Annotated in this window: 22 protein-coding genes; 13 read left to right on the top strand and 9 right to left on the bottom strand. The window is 65.7% G+C overall.

All coding sequences use genetic code 11. The features are described 5' to 3' along the window. Positions 1-9: 9 nt before the first annotated feature. The gene (locus tag ACPUD7_RS08270) at positions 10-1,518 is read left to right on the top strand and encodes an RNA polymerase sigma factor (protein ID WP_425119603.1); all 1,509 of its coding nucleotides are present in this window, start codon (positions 10-12) and stop codon (positions 1,516-1,518) included. A 143-nt stretch (positions 1,519-1,661) separates the two neighbouring features. On the opposite strand, the gene ACPUD7_RS08265 is transcribed toward ACPUD7_RS08270, so the two are convergent. Further along, entirely contained in the window at positions 1,662-2,507 is an 846-nt protein-coding gene (locus tag ACPUD7_RS08265; RefSeq protein ID WP_425119602.1) for an N-acetylmuramoyl-L-alanine amidase, read from the bottom strand. A gap of 127 nt (positions 2,508-2,634) precedes the next feature. Here ACPUD7_RS08265 and ACPUD7_RS08260 point away from each other — a divergent pair, with 127 nt between their 5' ends. Continuing rightward, positions 2,635-4,746 (top strand): DNA gyrase/topoisomerase IV subunit B, encoded by a 2,112-nt coding sequence (locus ACPUD7_RS08260; RefSeq protein WP_135541274.1) that lies wholly within the window; start codon positions 2,635-2,637, stop codon positions 4,744-4,746. Positions 4,747-4,793: 47 nt separating this feature from the next. Here the strand turns inward: ACPUD7_RS08260 and ACPUD7_RS08255 are convergent, their stop codons facing one another. Next, on the bottom strand, positions 4,794-5,687 hold the full coding sequence (locus ACPUD7_RS08255) for a M56 family metallopeptidase (protein WP_425119601.1): 894 nt from the start codon (positions 5,685-5,687) through the stop codon (positions 4,794-4,796). A gap of 18 nt (positions 5,688-5,705) precedes the next feature. Continuing rightward, positions 5,706-6,068 (bottom strand): BlaI/MecI/CopY family transcriptional regulator, encoded by a 363-nt coding sequence (locus ACPUD7_RS08250; protein ID WP_135541270.1) that lies wholly within the window; start codon positions 6,066-6,068, stop codon positions 5,706-5,708. A 245-nt stretch (positions 6,069-6,313) separates the two neighbouring features. On the opposite strand from ACPUD7_RS08250, the gene ACPUD7_RS08245 reads away from it, so the two are divergent. From ACPUD7_RS08245 to cydC, 3 genes are read left to right on the top strand one after another with little or no spacing between them, the layout of a single operon-like run. After that, the gene (locus tag ACPUD7_RS08245) at positions 6,314-7,879 is read left to right on the top strand and encodes a cytochrome ubiquinol oxidase subunit I (protein ID WP_425119631.1); all 1,566 of its coding nucleotides are present in this window, start codon (positions 6,314-6,316) and stop codon (positions 7,877-7,879) included. Positions 7,880-7,891: 12 nt separating this feature from the next. Next, positions 7,892-8,914 (top strand): cytochrome d ubiquinol oxidase subunit II, encoded by a 1,023-nt coding sequence (gene cydB, locus ACPUD7_RS08240; protein WP_135541268.1) that lies wholly within the window; start codon positions 7,892-7,894, stop codon positions 8,912-8,914. Then, entirely contained in the window at positions 8,911-12,471 is a 3,561-nt protein-coding gene (gene cydC / locus ACPUD7_RS08235; protein ID WP_425119600.1) for a thiol reductant ABC exporter subunit CydC, read from the top strand. Before cydB ends, cydC begins: the two co-directional genes overlap by 4 nt. Here the strand turns inward: cydC and sepH are convergent. Further along, positions 12,446-13,570, bottom strand: coding sequence for a septation protein SepH (gene sepH / locus ACPUD7_RS08230; protein ID WP_425119599.1), 1,125 nt, complete (start codon positions 13,568-13,570; stop codon positions 12,446-12,448). The two genes, cydC and sepH, sit on opposite strands and share 26 nt — an antisense overlap. Before the next feature lie 258 nt (positions 13,571-13,828). Here sepH and ACPUD7_RS08225 point away from each other — a divergent pair, with 258 nt between their 5' ends. Continuing rightward, positions 13,829-14,941 (top strand): ferrochelatase, encoded by a 1,113-nt coding sequence (locus tag ACPUD7_RS08225; RefSeq protein ID WP_425119598.1) that lies wholly within the window; start codon positions 13,829-13,831, stop codon positions 14,939-14,941. Between the two features lie 64 nt (positions 14,942-15,005). Here the strand turns inward: ACPUD7_RS08225 and ACPUD7_RS08220 are convergent, their stop codons facing one another. Then, complete coding sequence (locus tag ACPUD7_RS08220; protein ID WP_135541260.1) at positions 15,006-15,233, bottom strand: hypothetical protein; 228 nt, start codon at positions 15,231-15,233, stop codon at positions 15,006-15,008. Between the two features lie 284 nt (positions 15,234-15,517). Here ACPUD7_RS08220 and ACPUD7_RS08215 point away from each other — a divergent pair, with 284 nt between their 5' ends. Beyond that, positions 15,518-15,817, top strand: coding sequence for a DUF4193 domain-containing protein (locus tag ACPUD7_RS08215; RefSeq protein WP_135541258.1), 300 nt, complete (start codon positions 15,518-15,520; stop codon positions 15,815-15,817). Positions 15,818-15,912: 95 nt separating this feature from the next. Here ACPUD7_RS08215 and ACPUD7_RS08210 read toward each other — a convergent pair whose 3' ends face one another. Next, complete coding sequence (locus ACPUD7_RS08210; protein ID WP_135541256.1) at positions 15,913-16,368, bottom strand: DUF3093 domain-containing protein; 456 nt, start codon at positions 16,366-16,368, stop codon at positions 15,913-15,915. Positions 16,369-16,432: 64 nt separating this feature from the next. Here ACPUD7_RS08210 and dut point away from each other — a divergent pair, with 64 nt between their 5' ends. From dut to ACPUD7_RS08195, 3 genes are read left to right on the top strand one after another with little or no spacing between them, the layout of a single operon-like run. Further along, positions 16,433-16,906, top strand: a complete 474-nt coding sequence (dut, locus tag ACPUD7_RS08205; protein WP_425119597.1) for a dUTP diphosphatase — start codon at positions 16,433-16,435, stop codon at positions 16,904-16,906. A 6-nt stretch (positions 16,907-16,912) separates the two neighbouring features. Continuing rightward, positions 16,913-17,725: a DUF3710 domain-containing protein gene (locus ACPUD7_RS08200; RefSeq protein WP_425119596.1), complete on the top strand. Its 813-nt coding sequence runs from the start codon at positions 16,913-16,915 to the stop codon at positions 17,723-17,725. 6 nt (positions 17,726-17,731) lie between these two features. Then, positions 17,732-18,109 (top strand): OB-fold nucleic acid binding domain-containing protein, encoded by a 378-nt coding sequence (locus tag ACPUD7_RS08195; protein ID WP_425119595.1) that lies wholly within the window; start codon positions 17,732-17,734, stop codon positions 18,107-18,109. Between the two features lie 74 nt (positions 18,110-18,183). Here the strand turns inward: ACPUD7_RS08195 and ACPUD7_RS08190 are convergent, their stop codons facing one another. Together ACPUD7_RS08190 and ACPUD7_RS08185 are read right to left on the bottom strand one after the other, a co-directional pair. After that, positions 18,184-18,861, bottom strand: a complete 678-nt coding sequence (locus tag ACPUD7_RS08190; protein WP_425119594.1) for a potassium channel family protein — start codon at positions 18,859-18,861, stop codon at positions 18,184-18,186. Further along, complete coding sequence (locus tag ACPUD7_RS08185; protein ID WP_425119593.1) at positions 18,858-19,532, bottom strand: potassium channel family protein; 675 nt, start codon at positions 19,530-19,532, stop codon at positions 18,858-18,860. Before ACPUD7_RS08185 ends, ACPUD7_RS08190 begins: the two co-directional genes overlap by 4 nt. Before the next feature lie 136 nt (positions 19,533-19,668). Here ACPUD7_RS08185 and ACPUD7_RS08180 point away from each other — a divergent pair, with 136 nt between their 5' ends. Then, the gene (locus ACPUD7_RS08180) at positions 19,669-21,573 is read left to right on the top strand and encodes an APC family permease (RefSeq protein WP_425119592.1); all 1,905 of its coding nucleotides are present in this window, start codon (positions 19,669-19,671) and stop codon (positions 21,571-21,573) included. A 7-nt stretch (positions 21,574-21,580) separates the two neighbouring features. Continuing rightward, entirely contained in the window at positions 21,581-22,924 is a 1,344-nt protein-coding gene (locus ACPUD7_RS08175) for a class I SAM-dependent RNA methyltransferase (protein ID WP_135541242.1), read from the top strand. 69 nt (positions 22,925-22,993) lie between these two features. On the opposite strand, the gene ACPUD7_RS08170 is transcribed toward ACPUD7_RS08175, so the two are convergent. Further along, positions 22,994-23,188, bottom strand: coding sequence for a hypothetical protein (locus ACPUD7_RS08170; RefSeq protein ID WP_135541240.1), 195 nt, complete (start codon positions 23,186-23,188; stop codon positions 22,994-22,996). A 310-nt stretch (positions 23,189-23,498) separates the two neighbouring features. Between ACPUD7_RS08170 and acnA the strand changes: the two genes are divergently transcribed. Then, on the top strand, positions 23,499-26,183 hold the full coding sequence (acnA, locus tag ACPUD7_RS08165; protein WP_135541238.1) for an aconitate hydratase AcnA: 2,685 nt from the start codon (positions 23,499-23,501) through the stop codon (positions 26,181-26,183). Positions 26,184-26,341: the final 158 nt, after the last annotated feature.

The following is a 26,341-nucleotide window of genomic DNA, read 5'->3' as shown; positions in this document are numbered from 1 at the left end:
ACTGTCCGAATGCATGGGGAAGTTTCAACGCTCGCGAAAGGTGAACACGTGCCGAGAGTCGACAAGGAAACCACAACGGTGACAGAGAAGTCGGAGGGAACGGCCGGCAAGACCTCGACCGGTGGATCCAAGACCACTGCGGCGTCGAAGTCCACCGCGAAGAAGACGACGAAGGCGTCGACCACCGCCGGAGCGAAGAAGGCGACGACGAAGGCGACCGCGGCGAAGGTTGAGAAGGCCGCGCAGGCCAAGACCACCGCCGCGAAGAAGCCGGCCGCTGCGAAATCCGCCGCGACGAAGACCACGGCAGCGAAGGCCACCGCGGCCAAGTCGACCGCGGCACCGAAGAAGACCACCACGAAGGCGGCCGCAGCCAAGGACGCGAAGAAGGCGACCAAGGCGAAGAAGACCGTCGAAGACATCGACACCACCGAAGAGGTCGAGCCGGCCGCGGACGCACTCGCCACCGAGGAGAGCCCCGCGGAGGCAACCGAGACGAAGAACTCGGAGGAGAAGGAGAAGAACGCAGCCGTCGCCGAAGCCGGCGGCTTCATCGTCTCCGACGCCGACGAGGAAGACGCTCCTGCACAGCAGGTCGTGTCCGCCGGTGCGACCGCGGACCCCGTCAAGGACTACCTCAAACAGATCGGCAAGGTGGCCCTGCTCAACGCCGCCGAGGAGGTCGACCTGGCCAAGCGGATCGAGGCCGGCATGTACGCCGAGCACCTCCTCGACGCCGGTGAGGTCAGCGATCCGCGCGAGACGATGGACTACAAGTGGATCATCCACGACGGTCGGATCGCGAAGAACCACCTCCTCGAAGCCAACCTCCGCCTCGTCGTGTCCCTGGCCAAGCGCTACACCGGACGCGGCATGCTGTTCCTCGACCTCATCCAGGAAGGCAACCTGGGCCTCATCCGCGCCGTTGAGAAGTTCGACTACACCAAGGGCTTCAAATTCTCGACCTATGCCACGTGGTGGATCCGCCAGGCCATCACCCGCGCCATGGCCGACCAGGCTCGCACCATCCGCATTCCCGTGCACATGGTCGAGGTCATCAACAAGCTCGCTCGTGTGCAGCGCCAGATGCTCCAGGATCTCGGACGCGAACCGACCCCGGAAGAGCTCGCGAAGGAACTCGACATGACGCCCGAGCGCGTCGTCGAGGTGCAGAAGTACGGGCGTGAGCCCATCTCGCTGCACACGCCCCTGGGCGAAGACGGCGATTCGGAGTTCGGCGACCTCATCGAAGACTCCGAGGCGGTCGTGCCCTCGGACTCGGTGAGCTTCACACTCCTGCAGGAGCAGCTGCATTCGGTCCTCGACACGCTCTCCGAGCGCGAAGCCGGTGTCGTGTCCATGCGCTTCGGACTCAACGACGGACAGCCGAAGACCCTCGACGAGATCGGCAAGGTCTACGGGGTCACCCGTGAACGCATCCGCCAGATAGAGTCGAAGACGATGGCGAAGCTGCGCCACCCGTCACGCTCGCAGGTGCTGCGCGACTACCTCGACTGATGAGCGGCTGAGCCCGCCCACACGAGACCGCACGCCCCGGGGACGCCCCTCGGGGCGTTCGGCGTCCGAGGGCCCTGTTCGCGAAGCCAGAACCCGGCGACCTCGGTGAAGTCAGAAGCTGTTGACCGTCGACCTCCGTGAAGTCAGAACCAGTCGACGATGCCGTCGAAGAGCGCCGCCGCGTATTTCGACTGCCCGGACTTCGACTCCATGAGCTTCGCCTCGGCGGGGTTGCGCATCTCCCCGCATTCGACGATGACGGCAGGCACGGAGGCATTGTTCAGGCCCGCCAGATCGGGGCGACGGCTGATCGCATCCTTCCCGTAGGCCTGATTCGGGATGAAAGTCTCACCCATCGCCGAGCCCAGCGACTTCGCCAGAGAGACGGAGGCCTTCTCGGTCTTCTCGTCTTCGCCGGGGTCGGCCACGATGATGTGGAAGCCCCGGACCGAACTCGATTCGCTGCCGTTGGCGTGGATGCTCACGAGCAGATCGGCGTCATCGGCGAAGGTGCCGCGCTCATCCACGCACGGCCCCACCCCCTTGTTGTCCTTGCGGCTGAGCACGACCGTCGCCCCAGCCTGTTCGAGGGAGTGCCGCAGCTTCTTCGCCACCGCCCAGGTGAAGTCGGCCTCCGGATAGTCCGAGTTCGTCGAGGTGCCCGTGGTGTTGCACGGCTTCGTGCCGCCGCGACCATCGGGGACGGCCCGATTGATCTTCGCGGGGGCGGCGGCATTGCCGCCGTTGTGGCCGGGATCGACGGCGATCGTCTTCCCGCTGAGGTCGACCTCGGCCGGGTCACTCGCCGAGGCGGCCCCGGCCTCGGTGCCGGACGTGCGCACGCCTGCCGGTTCGGTCGCTGCGGCCGTGCCGGATGCCGGGGTCGTCGTGTCCGCACCGGGGGTGGTCTCCTCCCCGCAGGCGACGAGACCGGGCAGGCAGAGTGCGGCGGACAGGACGAGGGCGGCAGAGAGAAGGCGACGACGCATGAGCCCCATTGTCTCAGCCGAACCCGGTCGCGCACCGGAAATGAGCGAAACTCATCTCGACACGGCCCGCAGGGAATAGGGCGCAGAGCCCGCAACGATTAGAATTTAATCGAACGAGAGGAAATCTGTGGAAGACGAAAGCTACGGCGCCAGACATCTGTCGGTCCTGTCCGGTCTCGAGGCGGTGCGCAAACGCCCGGGAATGTACATCGGCACGACCGACTCCCGCGGTCTCATGCACTGCCTGTGGGAGATCATCGACAACTCCGTCGATGAGGCTCTCGGCGGGCACGGATCCGGCATCCTCATCGAACTCGCCCCCGACGGATCGGTCGCCGTCACCGACCAGGGCCGCGGCATCCCCGTCGACATCGAACCGAAGACCGGACTGACCGGAGTCGAGGTCGTCATGACCAAGCTCCACGCCGGCGGCAAATTCGGCGGATCCTCCTATGCGGCCTCCGGTGGCCTCCACGGCGTCGGCGCCTCAGTCGTCAACGCCCTGTCCGCACGCCTCGACGTCGAGGTCACGCGCGGGTCGAAGGTCCACAAGATGTCTTTCCGGCGTGGTGTGCCCGGTCGTTTCGACGACTCCGCCGGGACCACGAGTCCGGACAACCCCTTCGAAGAGTTCCACGAGCCGACGGGTCTCGACGTCGTCGGCAAGGCCAAGCGCGGTGTCACCGGCACGCGTGTGCAGTACTGGGCGGATCCGCAGATCTTCCTGGCCAAGGCCCAGTTCGACTATCAGCACCTCGTCGAACGAGCTCGGCAGACCGCTTTCCTCGTTCCCGGGCTCGAGATCCGCATCGTCGACCGTCGCGGTGTCGCCCGAGACGAGACCGGTGCCGTCATCGCCGAGCGCGAGGAGATCTTCAAGTTCGACGGCGGCATCACGGAGTTCGTCGACCATCTCTCCATCGACCCGCCGATCACCGACACGTGGCGGCTGCAGAACACGGGCACCTTCAAGGAAACGGTGCCGGTGCTCGACGCCTCGGGGCACCTCGAATCCAAGGAGGTCGAACGCGAGGTCGGCATCGACATCGCACTGCGCTGGGGTACCGGCTATGACACGAAGCTCAAGACCTTCGTCAACGTCGTGGCCACGCCGCACGGCGGCACCCACCTCGCGGGGTTCGAACAGGCCTGCCTGAAGGCGATGCGCAAGGCCGTCGAGGCCAATGCGCGGAAACTCAAGGTCGGCAAGGACAAACTCGAAAAAGACGATGTCATGGCCGGGCTCACCGCTGTGGTCACCGTGCAGCTGGCCGAGCCCCAGTTCGAGGGCCAGACCAAGGAGGTCCTCGGCACGGCCGCAGTTCGGCAGATCGTTGCCAAGACCGTCGAATCCCAGCTCGGCGATGTGCTCTCGTCGACGAAGCGGGCGGAGAAGCAGCAGGCCGCGGTCCTCTTGGAGAAGGTCGTCGCGGAGATGAAGTCGCGCATCTCCGCTCGCACCCACAAGGAGAACCAGCGCCGCAAGACCGCGCTGGAGGCCTCCTCGCTGCCGGCGAAGCTCTATGACTGCCGCGACAACGGAGTGGAGAACACCGAACTGTTCATCGTCGAAGGCGATTCGGCGATGGGCACCGCCAAGGCCGCACGGAACTCCGACCATCAGGCACTGTTCCCCATCCGCGGAAAGATCCTCAACGTGCAGAAGGCGACCCTGGCGGACATGCTCGCCAACGTCGAATGCTCGGCCCTCATCCAGGTCATCGGTGCCGGCTCCGGACGCAGCTTCGACCTCGAGTCGGCCCGGTACGGACGAGTGATCATCATGACCGATGCCGACGTCGACGGGGCGCACATCCGCACTCTGCTGCTCACCCTCTTCTTCCGGTACATGAAGCCGCTGGTCGAGCAGGGGCGGGTCTTCGCAGCCGTGCCGCCGCTGCACCGGGTGGAGGTCGTCACGAAGCGCGGCACCCCGAATGACGTCGTCTACACCTACTCGGAGGCCGAGCTGCATGCTCTGCTGAAGAAGCTCGAGAAGCAGAAGAAGGTGTACAAGGAGCCGATCCAGCGCTACAAGGGCCTGGGGGAGATGGACGCCGACCAGCTGGCCGAGACGACGATGGACCCGGGGATGCGCACGCTGCGGCGAGTGACGATGGCCGACGCCGAGGCGGCGGAGAACACGTTCGAACTCCTCATGGGCTCCTCCGTGGGGCCGCGCAAGGAATTCATCGTCTCCGGTGCCGCCGTCCTCGACGCCGAGCGCATCGACAGCTGAACCGCCGCTGTCCGCCCGCCGTCGCGGACGATCGCCCGCGCCCGTAATCAGATGCCGAAGGCAGCGGGCGTGAGGATGAGAAGGGTCGGGACGAGCAGCAGCACTGCGGCCAATCCGATCGACATCAGCCGCACGGGGATCCGTGTCGAGTCCAAGGGATGGGAGAGCCTGCGGATGCGCTGTGCCGAGAGGCCACCGCGGTGCTCGGGGTTCATCTCCGCCGCCGACTGCACGGCCTGAGCGAGGATCTGCGGATCCACGCGCTCTCGTGCCTGATCATCGGCCATGAGCTCGATGAGCCGATTCACCGAGTTGAGACCGATCGCCGTGGCAGAGAAGTAGGGCAGAGCGCGGTGCCAAGCGGCGAAGGGAATGACGAGCACGTCGTGCCGGAAGTCCAGATGCGCCCGCTCGTGCGCGATGACCGCGGTGCGTTCGTTCTCATCCAGGGCCTTGATCAGGCCGGTGGAGAGCACAGCCGTGCCCTTCCGCGGTCCTTTCGGCAGACAGTAGGCGACCACTTCGTCGGTGCTGATGATCCGCGTATCGGGGTAGGTCGCCGAGGGCTCGCTGAGCAGGTGGAGGATCTCATCGTGGCGCAAGCGCGCCTTCCTCGCCGAATAGAAGGTCAGAACCAGGCAGCCGAGCAGTCGGCCGATGAGGAGGACGGCGATGATGAGGAAGACCCATGCCACCAGCGAAAGCTGAGTATGGGTTTCACCGCGCAGCAGTTCGAGGAGTCCCTGAGGCAGACTGGTCGTTCCGGGAGCAACGGCGAAAGCGAGTGCGGCTCCGATGAGGGACAGCCCACCGGAGAGGCCGACAGCCTGCCAGAGGACGACTTCCGAGATCGGATCACCGCGAAAGCACGCGAGAGCCGCAGGAATCGGCCATGCCAGCAGAAACGCCAGCACGGCCAGAATCAAGCCCACGATGGTCATTGAGGTGACCGATCTGGGTCAGGACTGCGTCGAGTGATTGCGTCCGAGCAGGTTGCGCAGCGCCTTGGTGTCGGCTTCCGTGACGGTGCCGAGGAAGCGTGCGAGGACGGCCTGACGGTCCGGGGCCTGCGAGAGCATCTCGGTCATCAGCTCCGCCACGTGGTCTTCGCGAGTGGATACCGCGAGGTAGCGATGCGGGCGAATGCTCCGGTCGCGAGTGACGAAGCCCTTCTTCTCCAGGCGGGAGAGGACAGTATGGACCGTCGTCAGAGCGAGCTCTCGATCCGAGAGTACGTCGCGGAGCTCGGCGGCACTCAATCCGTCGTCATGGACCCAGATGGCGTCCATGACGCTGCGTTCGAGTTCACCCAGTGTTCCCACAGTTCTTAAGTCCTCAGTCTTCTTCGTCGGCCAGTACAACAAGAGTATATCTCTACAGTCTGTCGAATTCCAGGCAGGCGGCTGTGTGGCGCCCGCTGGTCGACACTGGTCTCCCGCGGCAGGGGAGGGGCATACTTGGTACAGGGAATCTTGAATGACGAAACGGTGACGGTGCCGGTTCTACGGAGTGTAGAATTCTACGCAGCGTAGAAACATTGCCGAACCTGAACGGAGAGCCCATGGAATTGGACCCGGTCCTCATCGGACGATGGCAATTCGGAATCACCACGGTCTACCACTTCTGGATGGTGCCGCTGACGCTGGGGCTCGGGATGCTCGTCGCGATCCTGCAGACGATCTACCACCGCACAGGCAACGAGGTCTACCTGCGGAGCACGAAGTTCTTCGGCAAACTCTTCCTCATCAACTTCATCATGGGTGTGGCCACCGGCCTCGTCCAGGAATTCCAGTTCGGCATGGCCTGGAGCGAGTACTCCCGCTTCGTCGGCGATGTCTTCGGCGCGCCCTTGGCTCTCGAGGCGCTTCTCGCCTTCTTCCTCGAATCGACGTTCATCGGCCTCTGGGTCTTCGGCTGGGGCCGGCTGCACCGGGCCGTCCACCTCGGGGCGCTGTGGTGCGCGGTCATCGGATCGTGGATCTCGGCCTACTTCATCATCGTCGCGAACTCGTGGATGCAGCACCCCGTCGGCGTCGAACTCGTCGACGGTCGACCGGTGATGACCGATGTGTGGGCCGTGCTCGGCAACAACACCGCCATCGCGGCCTATACGCACACGCTCTTCGGTGCCCTGGCCGTCGGCGGTTCGTTCCTGCTCGGCATCTCCTGGTACCACCTCTACCATCGACGCAAGGACGGCATCGACACCGTCGGCGCCGACGGCAAGGTCATCGTCGGGTCCACACCCGAACTGCCCGGGCGCGACGCGGCCGACCACACGGTGTGGATCAAGTCGCTGCGCATCGGCGCCATCGTCGGCATCATCGCCTTCGCCGGAGTCTCCATCACCGGTGACGTCCAGGCGAAGCTGATGTTCGAACAGCAGCCGATGAAGATGGCCTCCGCCGAGGCGGCCTGCCACGACGGCACCGAATTCTCCGTCCTCACCATCGCCGACCCGGCGTCGAACGACTGCGACGGCGTCCAGAACATCTTCGAGATCCCCGGGTTGCTGTCCTTCCTCGCCAACGGCGACTTCGACACCCCGGTCCACGGCGTGACGACCCTGCTCCCGGAATACCAGGAGCGCTACGGCACCCATATCCCCGATGACCCGAGATACGGCGAACACGCCGGTGAGCCGATCGACTACCAGCCGATCATGATCGTCACCTACTGGGGATTCCGCATGATGATCGGCTTCGGTGCTCTCGCCGCCGGTGTCTGCGCGATCGGACTCTGGCTCTCTCGCAAGGGCACGGTTCCGCAGTCGAAATGGCTCAGTCGGGGCTTCGTCCTGGCCATCACGGCACCGTTCATCGCGAACTCGGCAGGATGGATCTTCACCGAGATGGGCCGTCAGCCCTTCGTCGTGGCCCCGAACCCCGCCCAGCTCGACGGTGTGTTCATGTACACCCAGGCGGCGCTCTCACCCGAGGTCACACCCGCAATGCTGCTGTTCTCACTGATCAGCCTGACCCTCGTGTACGGGGTGCTCATGGTCGTGGAGCTGCGGCTGCTGACGACCTATGTCAAGGGCGGAGTCGCCTCGGCGATGCCGGAGCTCGCGGCGCCCAAATCCAAACCCACGATCACCGACGACGGCGATGATGTGCTGTCGTTCGCCTACTGAGGGAGAATCACGATGGAAATCCTCGCCACGATCTGGTTCGTTCTCATCGTCGTCCTGTGGATCGGCTACATGTTCCTCGACGGCTTCGACCTCGGCGTCGGCATGATGATGCCGTTCCTGTCCCGCAGCGAACGCGGCAGACGCGTGCTGCTCAACTCGATCGGTCCCGTGTGGGACGGCAACGAGGTGTGGCTGATCACCGCGGCCGGCGCGATGTTCGCCGCGTTCCCGCATTGGTACGCCTCGCTGTTCTCCGCCCTCTACATTCCGCTCACCCTGTGCCTGCTCGGCCTCATCTTCCGTGCCGTGTCGATCGAGTACCGCGGAAAGGGCCACACACAGGCGTGGAAGTCGTTCTGGACCTGGGCGATGGCGGTCGGTTCGGCCGTCACCGCGTTCTGCATCGGTGCGATGTTGGCAATGACGACGACCGGGCTGCCGCTCAACGGCCACGGTGACATCGTCGGCGGTCCCTTCGCCTGGGTGTCCTGGCCGGCTCTGCTCGGCGGACTCGGCGGGATCGGGTTCACCCTCGTCCACGGGCTCGTCTTCCTCGGACTCAAGACGCAGGGAGAGATCCGGGCCCGGGCTCAGCGGTGGGCCGCGCGTGCCATGCTGCCTGCGGCGATCCCGTTCGTCATCTGGTTCGCTCTGTCCGTCACGCACCGCACCTGGCTCATCGTCCCCGTGCTCATCGGGCTCATCACTCTCATCACCGCGTTCTTCGCGGTGCGGGCCGGTGCTGAGAAGCGCGCCTTCGTCCTCCACGGGATCTACCTGCTGACCGGACTCGGCTCGGTCTTCGCCGGAGCGTACCCGAATGTGCTGCCGTCGACGCTCGATGCGGCGAATTCGCTGACGGTGGCCACGGCCTCGTCCTCGGACTACACCCTGACCGTCATGCTCATCGTCACCGTGGTCATTCTCCCGGTGATCATCGGCTATCAGATCTTCAGCTACCGGATGTTCCTCGGTCGCATCGCTGAGACCCACATCCCCGAAGCACACAAGGTGCCGGTGGCGATCCGGTCGTGAGCTCACCCCTGTCGATCCTGCTCGAGCTGCCGAACGGTCGGCGGGGACTCGTGCTCTCGGTGTGCTCCGCGCTCTCGCGGGCAACAGGGATCGTGCTCGTCGCCGAAGCGCTCGTGCGTGCCATCGTCGGCCACAGCGCACCGGGACTGTGGGTGGTCCTCGGCATCCTCGGTGCGCTGCTGCGCGGCGGCGGGCTGTGGCTGGACAGGCGACTGGGCGCTTCCCTGGCCGCCGAATCGAAACGCGATCTGCGCGCGGGGATCCTCGGCACCCTGCTGCGCGGCCGCGGACGGCCGAAGACCACGACAGCGGTCACGGTCACCCGCGGCATCGACGACCTCGACGACTACTTCACCACGGTGGTGCCCGCGCTCAGCGCCGCCGCCGTGGTCCCCGTCGTCCTGCTTGTGCGGATCGTCTTCAGCGATGTGCTCTCGGCGGTGATCATCGCCGTGTGCCTGCCGCTGGTGCCCGTGTTCATGGTGCTCATCGGTCGGTACACGGCCGAATCGACGCGTGAGACGCTCGGTGCTCTGGAACGTCTGTCCGATCATCTGGCCGAACTCGCCGAGGGGCTCCCCGTCCTCATCGGTCTCGGCCGGTCCCGTGATCATGCGCGCCGTCTGCGCGAGCTCGGGCAGCGCTACCACGATGCGAACCTCTCGACGCTGCGCATCGCCTTCCTCTCGAGCCTGGCGCTCGAGCTCATCGCCACGATCTCGGTGGCGCTGGTCGCCGTGGTCATCGGGCTGCGCCTGGTCAACGGGACGATGGATCTCAGTGCGGGGCTCTTCATCCTCCTCATCGCCCCCGAATGCTTCATCCCTCTGCGTGAACTCGGCTCCGGGTTCCATGCCAGCGAGAACGGGCGCGAAGCTCGCGGACGGGCGCAGGGGCTGCTTGCCGAAGCACAGGCGGCGAGTGAGACGCCGGTGCGTGACGAGGGACAGGTGCCCGGCGCTGCACCGGTGCCCGGCGAGGTGGTGTCGGCCATCGGCGAGTCATCGAGCCAGCACGTCATCTACGGTGACGGCACACTCGTCTCCTGGTCGGGCACCATCGACACCGCCCCGGGAGTGACCACGATCAGCGGACGCTCGGGCGCGGGGAAGACCACCGTCTTGAGCGCCCTGGTCGGCAGCCTGCCCGCCGGGGCCCGGACCACCGTCGCACCTGTGTCTGCGGCCTATGTGCCGCAGGCGCCGCGGATGTTCTCCGCCACCATCGGTGCCGAACTCGGCCTGTTCGGACTCGATCGTGAACAGGCACGGGCCGCCTTGGCCGCCGCCGGTCTGCCCACGGAACTGTCCACCCAGACGGCCGCGCTCAGCCCCGGCCAGCAGCGTCGTCTCGCGTTGGTGCGGGTGCTGCACCGCCTCGGCGGGGGAGCCGATATCCTCGTCCTCGACGAACCGACCGCGCACCTCGACGCCGACAATGCCGAAATCGTCATCGCCATGATCGCCGAGGCGGCCGCCACCCATCGTGTCGTCCTGGCCAGCCATGACGAGCGGGTTCGCGCTCTGGCCGAGACCGAGATCCGCCCGGAGAAGACCCCGGCGGCAGAGAGAACAGATGCCGAAGCGCAGGCGCACGTGCGCACCGGTGCCAGAGGTACGGTCGCCGAAGCGGACGCGAGCATCCAGGATTCGCCGCAGGCGGTCTGCGCCGGTGGCGACGGCGTCAGTGAATCCTCGTCCTCGCGGGGACCGGAGTCCGCAGGGGAGGCGGTCTCGAAGCGCGGTTCGGAGCCCGACTCAGAACTCGGCGAGGAGTCTGCTTCGGAAATCCCGCCCGCCTCGGAACCGTGGCCGGCTGCGCTGCGGAGGCGATGGTCGATCCTCTCCTCGAGCCTGCCGCTGTTCACTCCGTCGATGCTGCTCGCCGCCCTCACGGCCTGTGCCTCGAGCCTGGCGGCCATCGCCCTGACCGCGGTCTCGGCCTGGCTCATCGTCGAAGCCTCGTACCAGCCGCCGATCATGCTGCTCATGGTCGCCATCGTCGGTGTCCGGTTCTTCGGCCTCAGCCGTTCAGTGCTCCTCTATGTCAGTCGCCTGCGGCTGCACTCGGCGATCTTCGCCGCGCTCACCCGACTCCGCACCACCGTGTGGGAGCATTTCGAATCCGTGGGCATGAGCGACCGGAGACTGCGCACCTCGGACTCCGCCCTGCGGGCCATGGTCGCCGACGCCGACGATGTGCGCGACCTCGTCCCACGCACCCTGTTCCCGCCGCTCGTGTCCGCGATGGTCGTCATCGGTGTGAGCATCACCGCAGCCCTGCTCGACTTCGGCGCGCTGCCGTGGATCCTGCTGCTCGCCGGGATCGATCTCATCATCGTCCCGATCATCGTCATCCGTGCCGAGAGCAGACTGGCACGCGGCATCCGCGATGACCACAACCGGATCCTCTCCCTGCTCACCAGGGCGCTGAGCGCCAAAGACGATCTGCATACGAATGGGGCCGATGACCGCGTCCTCGGCCTGCTGGCCGCCTCGGAGAAGAGACTGGCCGCGAAACAGGCCGCCTCGGCACGGAATTTCGGACTGGCCCAGGTATGGCTGCAGCTGAGTACCTTCGCCACAGCTCTGGTGCTGGCAGTGACGTCGGAGACTCCGACGGAGATCCTCGCAGTCCTGACCCTCATGGCGCTCGGGCTCAACGACGTGTTCGCCTCCGCACTCGAGGCATTCCGGCAGCTGCCGGGACTGGCCGCGGCACTCGACGCGCTGCCGGCTGCACAGCGCGGCACGAGGGCCCGGCAGCCGCGGGCTTCAGAGCCGGAGCGCGAGGACGACACCGCAGACGCAGAATCATCGGCAGCGCCATCGCGGACCGTGAGCGCTCGGGCGGGAATCGAGTCACTCGAACTCGACGGAATCACCGTGGGGTGGGATGAGCAGGCGGTGCTCGAGGGACTTCGTCTGCAGGCCGAACGCGGCAGCTGGACCGTTCTGTGCGGAGACAGCGGCACCGGGAAGACGACGAGTCTGAGCGTGCTGCTGCGATTCCTCGACCCCTGGTCCGGGTCCTATACCGCCCGCGACAGCGAGGGTGAGGGCCACGATATGCTCACGCGCTCACCCGAAGACCTGGTCGGGCAGTTAGCCTGGTGTCCGCAGGAAGCGCACGTCTTCCGCTCCACCGTGCGCGGCAACCTGGCGCTGGCCCGGCCGAGCCTGCCCGCTGACGCGGAGATGTTCGAGGCTCTGCGTGCCGCAGGGCTGGGCGAATGGGCTGATGCCGCCGGCCTCGACCGCTGGGTCGGCGATCACGGTACGGAAGTCTCCGGAGGTCAGCGACAGCGCCTTGCGGTGGCGAGGACCCTGCTCACCGGAGCCGGTGTCATCGTCCTCGACGAACCGACGGCACACCTCGACGATGAGACCGCGAGGGACCTCATCGACGATCTGCGCAGGAGCCTCGTGGAACGCACCGTCGTCATCGTCACTCACGACCGTCGACTCATCAACGTCGGGGACACGGTCGTCGATCTGGGCCGGAACGCCCCGGAAGACGGCAGGGCCGAAGTCAGTCCCGCTTCGAGCCGAACATGATCTCGTCCCAGCTCGGGATCGACGCGCGGGAGTTCTTCTTCGCCTTCGGCTTCGCTTCCTTGGCCGCAGACGCATCCTTGTGCTGATCGGAGTGGTCGCTGACACCGGGCTCATTGAGCAGGGACAGCTGATTCTCGTCGTCGAAGACGCCGACCTTCTCGGTCGGCTCCTGCGGGTCGTCTTCCGCCGGTGCGGGATCTTCGAAAGCGAAGACCTCATCATCGGTGGCAGCCTCGGGCTGGCCGGGAGCAGTGTGAGCGCCCTGGGGGTGCGTCTCAGGATCCTCGGTGACCGCACGCAGACGAGTGCGCGGCTCCTCCTCCGCCTCATGATGGCGACGCTTGCGCAGGTTCTCCAGGATCCGCCCGGTCTCGGCCTGGTGGTCGCGGGCCTGCTGGGACGGCGCCGAACCGGCCGTCGGCCGCACGGGTCCGTCTGAGGCGATCGACTCAGACGCGCCCGACTGCGGGAAGACGTCGACCTCCTCGGTGGTGACCTGCCGTTCGGCTCCGGACCCATAGTTCGGGATCGGGCCGGTGTCGGTCGGACCGGAATCGGCGAGCCATTTGGCTTCGTCGTCGATCGGGGTCAGCGAGCGGCGGTAGTAGTGCCAGCTCGCGGTGCGGACGCGGTCGGCGGCAGTGAAGGTGAGCTGGACGTACCAGTTGCCGTCCTGCTGCTTCCAGGAGTCCCATTCCATCGTGTCGATGTTGACGTCGCGCATCGCCAGACGTTCCCGGCACAGCTCGATGAGCGGGGTCGGATCACCGTTGGGATCGTGATCGGAGTAGATCGGATGACGACTGGCCAGGTAGGCGGTACGTTCGCGTTCGGCCATGGCCGGGCTCTCATAGGTGCGCACGTAGTCGATGTCGGCGCCGGTGGAGGCGGCGACCTCTTCGGCGTCCATGCCGCCGCGGATCATGGCCTGGATGTCCTTGGGCCGTACGGGAGCATCGGACTTGGATGGGGTGCGTTCCCTGCGCACCGCGGCGGTGAGAGCCTCGTCGAGGACGACTCGGTACTGAAGCCCGTTCTCGTCGTTCAACAGCAGATGGGTGCCATCTGCGTCGACTCCGTTCAAGATCAGTTCACGCATTGCCTTAAGCTCCTTTGTCGCGTCTCATCTGAATCGTGTCACGTTCGGCCTCTCGCGCCGGGCAGATTTGCACGCGAGTCGCGAAATCACGGGCCGGTTCGGGATCCGTGCGGGTGAAACTGTGAATTCTGACACGCAGGAGCGTCACTTGCCGCCGGCGAGGCGGGCCGCGCCGGCGCGGCGTCTGCTCCGTGAGTGGGGCGCGCTCACTCTGCGGACATCGGGCCGAGACGCTCTACAGCCTGTAAAATCGAAACCGTGAATAAGACTGCACCCATCGATGCCCTGATCCTCATGTCATTCGGAGGACCCGAGGCCCCAGAAGAAGTGGTTCCCTTCCTCCGCAACGTCACCGCCGGCCGCGGGATCCCGGAGGAGCGACTCGAGGAGGTGGGGGAGCACTACTTCGGCTTCGGAGGCAAGTCCCCGATCAACGACCAGAACAAGGCTCTGCTCGCCGCGCTGCGGGCCGAACTCGACCGCCGCGGAATCGACACCCCGCTGATCTGGGGCAACCGCAACTGGGATCCTTATCTCACCGATGAGGTGCGCGCCCTCGCCCAGAACGGTGCCTCCTCGTTCCTCTCCATCGACACCTCCGCCTACTCCTCGTACTCCTCATGCCGGCAGTACCGTGAGGACTTCGCGGAGACGATCGACACGCTCGCCGGGGAGGGGCTCACAGTCTCGATCGACAAGATCCGCCAGTTCTACAACCATCCCGGCTATGCCGACGCCTGTGCCGCCTGCCTGAGGCAGGCCCTGACGGACTTCAAGAAGCAGGTCGGTGAGCTCGACGCGGCCGAACACCGTATTCTCTTCGTCACCCACTCGATTCCGAACGTCATGCAGGATGCGTCGGCGGCGACGACGAACGGCTACCTCGCCCAGCACGAAGAGCTCATGGACCACCTCATGGGTCGCATGGACGAATCCGAGCGCATTCCCGCCGAACTCGTCTACTGCTCCCGGTCGGGCTCGCCGGAGGTGCCCTGGCTCGAACCAGACGTCAACGACCGGATGGCCGAACTCGCCGAGGAGGGGGTCAGCGGTGTCGTGCTCGTGCCCATCGGCTTCATCTCCGACCATATGGAGGTCGCATTCGACCTCGACACCGAAGCGAAGGAGACTGCGGACGAACTCGGGTTCGCGTTCACCCGCGCCGCCACCGTCGGCACTCATGAAGCGTTCGTGTCCGGTCTCGTCGACCTCGTCATGGAGCGAGTCGCACAGCTGCGCGGTGAAGAGGTCGAAGCCCCCGCGCTGCCCGGAACGGTGGCGCTGGTGCCCGGCAGCGGAGCGTGCAGCATCGAGTGCTGTCGCGGTCGTATCGAACGCGCCACGGTCCCGAACTGGGCGCACGCGAACTGATTCCAGAACATGAAGAACCCTCCCTCACCGATTCGGTGGGGGAGGGTTCTTCGTTCTCAGATCCTCAGGCGTCTTCCGGGCTCGGGATGACGGGCAGAGCGCCCGTCTCGGCCTGGATCACCTCGGCGATAGGTCCGGTATCGACGTCGTTGCGATCGGCGAGTTCCATGAGGTTCTGCAGGTCGTCGATGAGATTTTCGACGAGGAAGTCGTCACCGGCGGACCGGGCCTCGTGAATGCGATGACGGACATCATCGATTCGAGTATCGAGCTGATCAGCGAATTCACTCATTGTGGATCCGTCCTTCCTGGGGTCGCCTCCGGTGGGGACGAACCCGGTGTTCTACCGGCAGAGCGGACTGTCGGTGCTGTCCATCACAAGCATTCTTGCAGAGCTTCTCGAGAACTCTATGTGTGATCGACATGTGTCGACAAACTGGTGATGAGAATCACCGTATAGGGTACGCATTCCATCTTGCCAACGGCAAGCATACAGTGCACAATGCTGGGGACACGTCACGCGGAGGATACGATGATCCTCTTCGGCACCCCCTGGACAGAGAGCGATGAGGCCATATGGCAACAGACTACGACGCACCTCGCAAGCAAGACGATGAGATCAAGAGCGATTCGATCGAACAGCTCAAGGCTCAGCGCTCACAGGCGCAGGCAAGCAAGATCGATGAAGACGAGACCGCGGTCGCCGAAGGCTTCGAACTTCCGGGCGCGGACCTGTCGAACGAAGAGCTCTCCGTTCGTGTTCTCCCCAAACAGAACGACGAGTTCACCTGCATGGAATGCTTCTTGGTCCGCCATCGTTCGCAGCTTGCGACCGAAGAGGGCGGCGTGCCGATCTGCACGGACTGTGCAGGCTGATTCGCTTCTCTCCAGATATACGCAACGCGCCCTTCGCAATGAAGGGCGCGTTGCGTATTTCTGACTCTGCGGCAGATGAGATGCCTGCAGTCCGTTCAGCCGTTGAGGGCCGCAGCGAGATCGTCGGCGCGGCGCGTGGACACGAGCCAGTAGGGAGTGGGGTCCGAATCGTCATCGAGATCGATCCGCACGACCGCCTTCGCCCAGGGGCGGATCTTGAGGAATGCTCGCGCATCGAGGTCGACGCCGCGGGCCTGGCGGGCCGCCTCGCCGTCGAAGGCCTGCGCACTCGGAACGAACTTCCGGTCGATATGGGCCTCGCCGACGAACAGCTGCTGCTCCGTGACGATGATCGTCACGGTCAGGGAGGTCAGCCACCATGCCAAGAGGGCGAAGCTGATGATGGGCAGGATGATGGTGCCCACGGGCCAGACGGGGGCGACCATGAGCGCGGTCGATGCCGCGGCCACCACGATGAAGAACCACATGCCGATCGACGGACGGAGTTTCTCCTGGAAGATCACCTGGGTGCCGGATTGCGTTGTTGCCATGTCCCCATTGTCCCACAGCGAAAAGTTTGGCCGCGCTCAGGCTGGAGCGTTAGAGTGCATCTTTGTGACGGAAACCCTGAAGATCAACCTCCAGCTCCTCGACGCGGGCATGAACGCCCCCGCCTACGCGCACGCGGGCGACGCCGGAGCCGACCTGCGCTCGACCGTCGACTTCGTCCTCGAACCCTTCGAACGCCGTGTGGTGCCGACGGGAATAGCGATCGCCGTGCCCGAAGGCTATGCGGCGTTCGTCCACCCGCGCTCGGGACTGTCGAGCAAGCATGGGGTCACCATCGTCAATGCGCCCGGAACCATCGATTCCGGATACCGCGGCGAGATCAAGGTGCCGCTCATCAACCTCGACGCGAAGACCCCGCTGCGCATCGCCCGGGGTGACCGCATCGCCCAACTCGTGATCCAAGCAGTGGCACAGGCTGACTTCGAGATCGTCGACACCCTTGACGCCAGTGACCGCGGAGCCGGCGGATTCGGCTCCACCGGCGGTATCGACGCCGGCCTCAGCGAAAAGGAGAAGTGAGGACTCATGGGACTGTTCTCCCGGTTCAAGAAGACCACACCGACGACCGATGACGATGTCCGCGCAGAAGAAGCCGTCGACGACGAAGAAGAAGAGGAACTCACCGCCGAAGACACCGAGGCGACCGACCTCGAAACCGAGGACGGAGAGCCGGAGGAAGACCTCGACGAAGAAGAGGCGCTGCTGGAGAAGTCCGCACCCTTCGACCGGTCCGAGAAGGGACCGTTCGACATCTCCGAGGACTACCCGGAGCACGATCGCCTCGACCTCGGCGCCCTCAAGGTGCCCGTCGTCGACGGCATGCAGGTGCGACTGGACACCGACGATGATTCGCAGCGCGTCCTCGCCGTCACTCTCATCCACGACGGTGGAGGAATCCAGCTCCAGGCGTTCGCGACGCCACGCTCCGAAGGACTGTGGAACACCGTGCGCCAGCAGCTCGCCGAGTCCGTGACCGGTCAGGGCGGAGAATCGACCGAGCTGCATACCTCGCTCGGGAAGGAACTGGCGATCGAGGTCCCCGCGAAGACGGAATCGGGTCGCCCCGGCAAACGCGCCATGCGCTTCGCCGGCGTCGACGGACCGCGCTGGTTCATCCGCGCCGTGTTCTCCGGCAAGGCCGTGACCGATGATGAGATCCGCGCCGAACTCTCCGCTCTCCTGCGCGGAGTCGTCGTCGACCGCGGTGAAGAAGCCATGGCTCCCAGAGAACTCATCGCCCTCACCGCGCCGCAGGTCGGAAACGACGACGAGGAGGAGAAGGACGAGGACGAGCTCAACCCGTTCGAGCGCGGTCCCGAGATCACAGAGGTCCGCTGAACCGGGATGCTGGATCTCATCAGCCGCCTCGTGCGTGACTTCGGCTCCCGCGATGCCGAAGCCCGCGCCGATCTGCGCTTCGTCAGCCAGATCCCCGGAGCCGTCCCGGTCGAAGACTTGGAGGCTCGGAAGACCTCGCGCATCGCCGGAGTCGTCTCAGCCACCACCCAGTCGTGCAGCGGCGACAGCCCCCGTCTCGACATCACCGTGGCCGACGGCACCGGTGAAGCCCGCGCCCAGTTCCTCGGACGTCGGGAGATCAGCGGCATCCGACCCGGCGCACTGGTCGTCCTCGAGGGCCGATTCTGCGGCAAAGACGGTGTGCTGACCGCGCACAACCCCGTCTACGAACTGCTGCAGACACGCGACGACTCGGACGACTGACCCAGCCTCGAGACGGACCGGACGACTGGGCCGGCCACAACTCGGACGGCCAGCTCAGTTCCCAGCCGATTGTCTCAGTCCTCGGTCGACGCCGCCGTCGCCCGCAGCAGCTCGAGCAGCGCGCCTTCCTGATCGGGGGAGGAGAGGAAGAACAGTTCGTCCCCGGCCTCGATGACGTCATCGGCACTCGGAGCGAACGCTCGCGAATTGCGGATGATCGCCACCAACACCGTATCCAGCGGGAACGTGATCCCGCCGATGCGTTCGGCCACGAGCGCGGCGTTCTCATGCACCGTGAACTCGAGCAGACCCGCCTGGCCGCGTTCGAAGCTCATGAGGTGGACGAGTCCGCCGACCTCCACCGCCTCCTCGACGAGAGCGGTCATCAGTCGCGGAGTCGACACCGCCACATCGACGCCCCAGTTGTCGTCGAAGAGCCATTCGTTCTTCGGATTATTCACCCGCGACACCGTCCGGGGCACCCCGAACTCGGTCTTCGCCAACAGCGAGAGCACGAGGTTTGTCTTGTCGTCTCCGGTCGCGGCCACGACGACATCGGCTTCCTCGAGCCCCGCCTCGGCCAGGCCGGCGAGCTCACACGCGTCGGAGAGCAGCCATTCGGCTCCGGGGATCCGCTCCAGCCCGAGAGCGTCCTTGTTCTGATCGATGAGCAGAACGGAATGATCCTTGTCGATGAGCTCCCTGGCGACCGAACGACCGACGGAACCGGCTCCGGCGATGACGACCCTCATTGTTCTTCCTCCACGGTTGCCACGGGCTGATCGAGGATCCGCTCGATCTCGCCGAGGCGGTCGACCGGACACATGAGATGGACGAGATCCCCGTCCTGGATGAGCAGATCTTCGTGAGCGACGATGCCCTCGGACAAGCGGGTGACGTAGGCGACCCGTGCCTTCGTCCGTGATTCGATCTCTTTGATCGGGCGGGCCACCCAACCGGGATCGAGATGCACCTCGGCGAGGACGAGATTGCCCGAAGGCTCACGGTATTCGGTGATCGAACCCTGCGGGACGAGCTTGCGCATCACCTGCTCAGCCGTCCACCGCACCGTCGGCACGGTCGGGATGCCGAGGCGTTCGAAGACCTGCGCACGAGCCGGGTCGTAGATGCGGGCCGCGACATTCGTCACCGCGAAGGTCTCGCGGGCGACACGCGCGGCGAGGATGTTCGAATTGTCCCCGCTCGAGACCGCAGCGAAGGCGAAGGCCTCGGCAGTCTTCGCCTGGGACAGGGTCTCTCGGTCGAAGCCGATGCCGGTGATCGTCGAACCGCTGAAATCGCGACCGAGTTTGAGGAACGCGTCCGGGTTCCGATCGACGACCGCGACGGAGTGTCCATTCGCATCAAGGGCTTTGGCCAGGGAGGCCCCGACCCGGCCGCAGCCCATAATCACGAAGTGCATCGGTTTTCCTCTCCGCAGTGATCTACCATTGGTTGCCGTGGCCAGCAGTTTTTCTGATGCCGTCAAAAGACTACTCGTTGGACGGCCCTTCCGCAGTGAGGACAGGCGTGCGCCGGCGCTGAAGAAGCGCATCGCAATGCCCGTCTTCGCCTCCGACATGCTCTCATCGGTGGCCTACGCTCCCGATGAGATCCTGTTGGCACTGTCGCTGACCTCACTCGTGGCCCTGACGGTGGCCCCGTGGATCGGCGTGGCCGTGGGCATCGTCATCCTCGTGATCGTCGCCTGCTATCGCATCAATGTCAGGGCCTACCCCTCCGGCGGAGGCGACTACGAGGTGGCCTCGAAGAACCTCGGCTCCGGTGCCGGGCTCGTCGTCGCCGCGGCCCTGCTCGTCGACTATGTGCTCACCCTGGCCGTATCGATGACGGTGTTCGCCGCGTACATCACGACGGCCTTCCCGCCGCTCGCGCCCTATCGGGTGCCGGTGGCGATCGTCGGCATCCTGCTCATCTGCCTCGCGGGCCTGCGTGGATCCCGGGCGACGCCGATGCTCCTGGCCGTGCCGACCTACCTGTTCCTCGGCGCCGTGTTCCTCACCATGTGCGTGGGCCTCATCAGGGTCGGCTTCGGCGACACCCCGCACGCCCAGACCGCCGACTACACGGTCGTCCACGGCAGCGTCGGCGACCAGGCGACCCTCGGACTGGCCACGGTCCTCATCGTGCTCCGCGCCTTCTCCTCGGGAGCCGTTGCCCTGGCCGGTGTCCAGACCGTAGCCAACGCGGTGCCGGCGTTCAAGAAGCCGCGCGGCAAGAACGCCGGCAACACCCTGCTGCTGTCCGGCCTGCTCGCCGCCCTCATGCTCACCGGGCTGACCTACCTGGCCTCGGCCACCGGCATCAAATACGTCGACGACCCGCACCTCTACCTCGTCCGCGGCGACGGCAGCCCGATCAGTGCCGAATACGAGCAGGAACCCGTGCTCGCTCAGCTTGCACATGCGATCTTCGATAACGCACCCGTGATGTTCTACATCGTCGTGCTCATCACCGCCCTCGTGCTCATCGCCGCCGCGAACACCGCCGTCGAAGGCTTCCCGGGACTGGCCTCCCGATTGGCGCGCGACGAATTCCTGCCCCGACAGCTGGCGACGAAGGGTGACCGGCTCACCTTCTCCAACGGCATCCTCCTGCTCGCGGGGGCCGCGATCGTCCTCGTCATCGCCACGAGCGCCTCGGCGACGATGCTCATTCAGCTCTACCTCGTCGGGGTCTTCGCCAGCTTCGTCCTCGGACAGGCGGGCATGGTCCTGCACTGGCGAAAGCGGCTGCGCTTGGTCATCGACTCGAAGACCCGGATGCGGATGCACTTCAACCGGGCCGTCAACGGAGTCGGGTGCGTGCTGGCCGCCGGAGTCCTCTTCGTCGTCATCGTCTCGAAGTTCCTCGCCGGTGCCTGGTTGGCCGTGTTCGCGATGGCCGGTCTCTACCTCATCATGGGTGCCATCCACCGCCACTACTCCCGCGTGGCCCGGGAGCTCGCCCCGGACGCCGATGTGAATTCGCGGACCATCCCGTCGAACACACACGCCATCGTCGTCGTCAGCGAGATCGACAAACCCACCATGCGCGCCCTCTCCTATGCCCGAGTCACACGGTCGAGCCAGCTCGAGGCCGTCACCGTGGCCGTCGATGAGGATGCCGCAGCCGATCTGCAGAAGCGGTGGAACGCGATGGAGCTGCCGGTGCCGCTGACGGTCCTCGGCTCGCCGTACCGCGAACTCGTCCGTCCGATGCTTGCGCACATCCTCGCCATCCGCAGGCGGTCTCCGCGAGATCTCGTCATCGTCTACATCCCGCAGTTCGTCGTCGGCCGCTGGTGGGAGCACATCCTGCACAACCAGGTCGCGCTCAAGCTGCGCACCCGCCTGCTCCTCGTCCCCAACGTCGTCGTGGTCTCCGTGCCGTGGCGGCTGAGGTCGTTCTCCCGCCAATACGGCGGAGACGGCCCCGACCCCTCTCTGTACAGGCAGGCATAGAACACTCATGAGCGACACATCGGTTCCCGCCCAGGATCTCACCCTCGACATCGAGTCCCCGGCAGCCGGAGGCACCTCCATCGCCCGCCACGACGGACAGGTCGTGTTCGTCTCGGGTGCCCTGCCCGGTGAGAGGGTCCGGGCACGCACCGCCGCGGGACCGGCCGCGAGATTCCTCCGCGCCGAAGTCACCGAGGTGCTCGAAGCCTCACCCCACCGTGTCGCTGACCGTCGTGCCGCCTACCGGTTCGACGGACAGGCCGGCGGTCCGGCCGGTGCCGCCGACGAAGCAGCGACCGGCTTCGGCGGCATGGAATACGCACATGTCGACATCGCCCATTCGCGGACCCTCAAAGCCGAAGTGCTCACCGACCAGCTGGCGCGCATCGGCCACATCGATCGGCAGGTCGAGGTCCGGCCGGCACCGCACGAGACCGACGGCACCGACTGGCGCACCCGCGTCCAACTGGCCGTCGACGCCGAGGGCCGGCCGGGAATGCTCGCGTCCCGTTCACACGATGTCATTCCCGTGAACACTCCGCCGTTGGCCGCCGGAGCGCTCCACGACCTCGACATCGCAGCGCTGCGTGCACCGGGGGCACGCAGGCTCGAATTCGCTTGGTCCGGAGACCATGGAGCACTCATCGTCCGCGGGCGCCCCACCGCTGAGGTCCTCGCCGAGATCGACGCGTGGCTGCCCGCTTCCTTCTCTCTGCTCGCCGAGGCGGCCGGGCCCGATCACGGCAAGCGCAGGGGGCGCGGACGCGGCCGCAGGCGTCCTCCCGCCGAGCTCACCATCGTCCGCGGCCGCCGGAACCTCACCGAGACGGTCGCGGGACGGGACTTCACCGTCGCCGCCGACGGGTTCTGGCAGGTGCACCGGGATGCGGCCGAACTGCTCAGCGCGGAAGTCAGCGCCGCGCTGCCCGACCGAGTGAAGTCGCTCACCGACCTCTACTGCGGAGTCGGTCTGCTCGGCATCTCCGCGGCACGGGCGACGGGAGCACCGCTGTTCGGAGTCGAAGGGGTCGGACCGGCGATCGAGCACGCACGTGCGAACGCCGCCGATCTCGACGCCCGGTTCCTCACCCTCGACGTCGATCGGGCCCGCCTGCCCGAATCCGATGTCATCATCCTCGACCCGCCGCGGGCAGGGGCAGGGAAGGCGGTGACCTCGGCGCTCATCGGATCCTCGGCGCGGACTCTGGTCTATGTCTCCTGCGACCCGGCGACGCTGGCCCGCGACCTCGCGCAGCTGACCGGCGGGGGATTCGCGATCGAGAGCCTCACCGGCTTCGATCTCTTCCCGCTCACCTCACACCTGGAGACGGTCACCGTCCTCCGGAGGTGAGGTCGACGTCCCCGGCAGCGCCGCCTCGATGAGGGCCGCGGTCAGTGGTGGAGCCGCCTCGGCGAGGGATCATCCGGCCGGGGTCCGGCGGGGGAGGAGCACGAGGACGATGAGGGCGATGAACGTCGTGAGGAATCCCCACAGTCCCCACCAGCCGGCGGATCGGCCCTTCTCCCTGGCGAAGGAATTGCAGATCACGGCGAAGATGATGCCGACGAGCAGTGCGCCGAAGCCGAATCCGGCGCCGAGCGTGAACGGGTCCATGGGGGTCTCCTCGGTGCTGATGCGAGTATGCGACGATGTCCTCGACGCGGTTCTCACATTAGGCACCGCGCCACGGCGGCGTCCCTGGTGATGACCGCAGATGAGTGAGGGGAAAACCCGACCGGAGGGTTCGAACCTCCGTGTGCCACAGTGGTCAAAGCCCCTCGAATGAGATAGAATTTATCTTGACGTCAAGATACTTTTGGAAACATATGTGTCGCGTAAATCGGTGCGCGGCGCAAGGGCCTGCCCGCAGACTCGGAACGGTCCGGTTTCTTGGATGAGTATCGGATGAAACAGGAGAATCACGATGAGCAACGTCGATACGTTCAAATCGAAGAGCACCCTGACCGTGGGCGATAAGGATTATGAGATCTATCGCCTCGACAAGGTCAAGGGATCGGAAAAGCTTCCCTTCAGCCTCAAAGTGCTGCTGGAGAACCTTCTGCGCACGGAAGACGGCGCAAACATCACCTCGGAGCACATCGAGGCGCTCGGCAGCTGGGACCCCAATGCCGAGCCGGACACCGAGATCCAGTTCACCCCGGCCCGCGTGGTGATGCAGGACTTCACCGGTGTGCCCTGCATCGTCGACCTCGCCACCATGCGTGAGAAGGTCGTCGAGCTCGGCGGCAAGCCGGATCAGGTCAACCCGCTGGCTCCGGCCGAGCTGGTCATCGACCACTCGGTGCAGATCGACCGCTTCGGCACCGCCGACGCCGTCGAACTGAACATGGACATCGAATACCAGCGCAACGGTGAGCGCTACCAGTTCCTGCGCTGGGGCCAGACCGCATTCGAAGACTTCAAGGTCGTGCCTCCGGGCATGGGCATCGTCCACCAGGTCAACATCGAGCACCTGGCTCGCGTGGTCATGCCGCGCGAGGTCGACGGAGTCCTCCGGGCCTACCCGGACACCCTGGTCGGCACCGACTCGCACACCACCATGGTCAACGGCCTCGGTGTGCTCGGTTGGGGCGTAGGCGGCATCGAGGCCGAGGCAGCAATGCTCGGCCAGCCCGTGTCGATGCTCATCCCGCGCGTCGTCGGCTTCAAGCTCACCGGTGAGATCCCCTCCGGTGTGACCGCGACCGACGTCGTGCTCACGATCACCGACATGCTCCGTCAGCACGGTGCCGTCGGCAAGTTCGTCGAGTTCTACGGCAAGGGTGTGGCCGAGGTGCCGCTGGCCAACCGTGCGACGATCGGCAACATGAGCCCCGAGTTCGGTTCGACCGCCGCGATCTTCCCGATCGACGAGGTCACCATCGACTACCTCAAGCTCACCGGCCGCTCGGACGAGCAGATCCAGCTCGTCGAGGACTACGCCAAGACCCAGGGGCTGTGGCACGACCCGGAGAACGAAGTCGAGTACTCCGAGTACATCGAACTCGATCTGTCCACCGTGGTGCCCTCGATCTCCGGACCGAAGCGCCCGCAGGACCGCATCGAACTCTCCGATGCCAAGAACCAGTTCGCCAAGGACATCCACAACTACGCCGCACCCGGCGAGGAGTCGAAGTCCGTCGACGTCACCACCGGTGACGGAGACCAGTTCGAGCTGGCCAACGGCGCTGTGGCGATCGCTTCGATCACCTCGTGCACGAACACCTCGAACCCCTCGGTGATGATGGCCGCCGGCCTGCTGGCCCGCAACGCCCGCAAGCGCGGACTCAACTCCAAGCCGTGGGTCAAGACCTCGATCGCTCCGGGTTCGAAGGTCGTGACCAACTACTACGAGAAGGCCGGGCTCATCGAGGATCTCGAGGCTCTGAACTTCTACATCGTCGGCTACGGCTGCACCACCTGCATCGGCAACTCGGGTCCGCTGGACCAGGAGATCTCCGACACCATTCAGGACAACGACCTCTCGGTCACCGCTGTCCTGTCGGGTAACCGCAACTTCGAGGGCCGCATCAGCCCCGACGTGAAGATGAACTACCTCGCCTCGCCTCCGCTGGTCATCGCCTACGCGCTGGCCGGGACGATGGACTTCGACTTCGAGAACCAGCCGCTGGGCAAGGACTCCGAAGGCGTCGACGTCTACCTCAAGGACCTCTGGCCCGCGCCGGAGGAGGTCGAGTCGGTCATCGCCTCGTCGATCTCGACCGATATGTTCGACAACGAATACGGCCGGATCTTCGACGGTGACGAGCGCTGGCAGCAGCTCGACACCCCTGAGGGCAAGATCTTCGAGTGGGACGACAAGTCGACCTACGTGCGCAAGCCCACCTTCTTCGACGGCATGGGACTCGAGCCCGAGGCCGTCGAGGACATCAAGGGTGCGCGCGTGCTCGCGAAGCTCGGCGACTCGGTGACCACCGACCACATCTCGCCCGCAGGTTCCTTCAAGGCCGATACCCCGGCCGGCAAGTACCTCGTCGAGAACGGTGTCGAGCGCAAGGACTTCAACTCCTACGGCTCGCGCCGCGGCAACCACGAAGTCATGATCCGCGGAACGTTCGCGAACATCCGCCTGCAGAACCAGCTCCTCGACGGAGTCCAGGGTGGCTTCACCCGCGACTTCACGCAGGAGGGCGGACCGCAGACGACGATCTACGACGCTTCCGTCAACTACGAGGCCGCCGGCACTCCGCTCGTCGTCCTCGGCGGCAAGGAATACGGATCGGGATCCTCGCGTGACTGGGCCGCCAAGGGCACGAAGCTGCTCGGAGTCGAAGCGGTCATCACCGAGAGCTTCGAGCGCATCCACCGCTCGAACCTCATCGGCATGGGTGTGCTGCCGCTGCAGTACCCCGCCGGCGAATCGACCGAGTCGCTCGGCCTCGACGGCACCGAGACCTTCTCCATCGAAGGCATCACGGAACTCAACGAGGGCAAGACCCCCGAGACCGTGAAGGTCACCGCCGAGAAGGAAGACGGCACGAAGGTCGAATTCGACGCCGTGGTGCGCATCGACACCCCGGGTGAAGCCGACTACTACCGCAACGGCGGCATCCTGCAGTACGTTCTGCGTCAGCTGGCAACCGCCTGATCGCAGGAGATGCGCCCGGGCGCTCGGTCTCAGTGAGTCAGTGACTCGCTGCGACCGCCACGTACAGGGCAGCCTGCAGTGAACGAAGGCCGGTGGGATTCTTCCCACCGGCCTTCGTCGTCCCTGGGCGACGGGCAACGGTGGGCGGAGCATCCCTC

Origin of the sequence: Brevibacterium sp. FAM 24630 (assembly GCF_049804075.1) — a bacterium.
Lineage (GTDB): Bacteria > Actinomycetota > Actinomycetes > Actinomycetales > Brevibacteriaceae > Brevibacterium.
This window is presented reverse-complemented; position numbering and strand designations above follow the sequence as displayed.

What these genes read in the sequence shown, in the direction of transcription:
- ACPUD7_RS08185 (WP_425119593.1), bottom strand. Translation starts at nt 19,532, where the DNA reads ATGCACTTCGTGATTATGGGCTGCGGCCGGGTCGGGGCCTCCCTGGCC.
- ACPUD7_RS08265 (WP_425119602.1), bottom strand. Translation starts at nt 2,507, where the DNA reads ATGCGTCGTCGCCTTCTCTCTGCCGCCCTCGTCCTGTCCGCCGCACTC.
- acnA (WP_135541238.1), top strand. Translation starts at nt 23,499, where the DNA reads ATGAGCAACGTCGATACGTTCAAATCGAAGAGCACCCTGACCGTGGGC.
- ACPUD7_RS08200 (WP_425119596.1), top strand. Translation starts at nt 16,913, where the DNA reads ATGGGACTGTTCTCCCGGTTCAAGAAGACCACACCGACGACCGATGAC.
- ACPUD7_RS08215 (WP_135541258.1), top strand. Translation starts at nt 15,518, where the DNA reads ATGGCAACAGACTACGACGCACCTCGCAAGCAAGACGATGAGATCAAG.
- ACPUD7_RS08190 (WP_425119594.1), bottom strand. Translation starts at nt 18,861, where the DNA reads ATGAGGGTCGTCATCGCCGGAGCCGGTTCCGTCGGTCGTTCGGTCGCC.
- ACPUD7_RS08195 (WP_425119595.1), top strand. Translation starts at nt 17,732, where the DNA reads ATGCTGGATCTCATCAGCCGCCTCGTGCGTGACTTCGGCTCCCGCGAT.
- ACPUD7_RS08175 (WP_135541242.1), top strand. Translation starts at nt 21,581, where the DNA reads ATGAGCGACACATCGGTTCCCGCCCAGGATCTCACCCTCGACATCGAG.
- ACPUD7_RS08220 (WP_135541260.1), bottom strand. Translation starts at nt 15,233, where the DNA reads ATGAGTGAATTCGCTGATCAGCTCGATACTCGAATCGATGATGTCCGT.
- cydB (WP_135541268.1), top strand. Translation starts at nt 7,892, where the DNA reads ATGGAAATCCTCGCCACGATCTGGTTCGTTCTCATCGTCGTCCTGTGG.
- ACPUD7_RS08170 (WP_135541240.1), bottom strand. Translation starts at nt 23,188, where the DNA reads ATGGACCCGTTCACGCTCGGCGCCGGATTCGGCTTCGGCGCACTGCTC.
- sepH (WP_425119599.1), bottom strand. Translation starts at nt 13,570, where the DNA reads ATGCGTGAACTGATCTTGAACGGAGTCGACGCAGATGGCACCCATCTG.
- ACPUD7_RS08210 (WP_135541256.1), bottom strand. Translation starts at nt 16,368, where the DNA reads ATGGCAACAACGCAATCCGGCACCCAGGTGATCTTCCAGGAGAAACTC.
- ACPUD7_RS08270 (WP_425119603.1), top strand. Translation starts at nt 10, where the DNA reads ATGCATGGGGAAGTTTCAACGCTCGCGAAAGGTGAACACGTGCCGAGA.
- ACPUD7_RS08180 (WP_425119592.1), top strand. Translation starts at nt 19,669, where the DNA reads ATGCCCGTCTTCGCCTCCGACATGCTCTCATCGGTGGCCTACGCTCCC.
- ACPUD7_RS08255 (WP_425119601.1), bottom strand. Translation starts at nt 5,687, where the DNA reads ATGACCATCGTGGGCTTGATTCTGGCCGTGCTGGCGTTTCTGCTGGCA.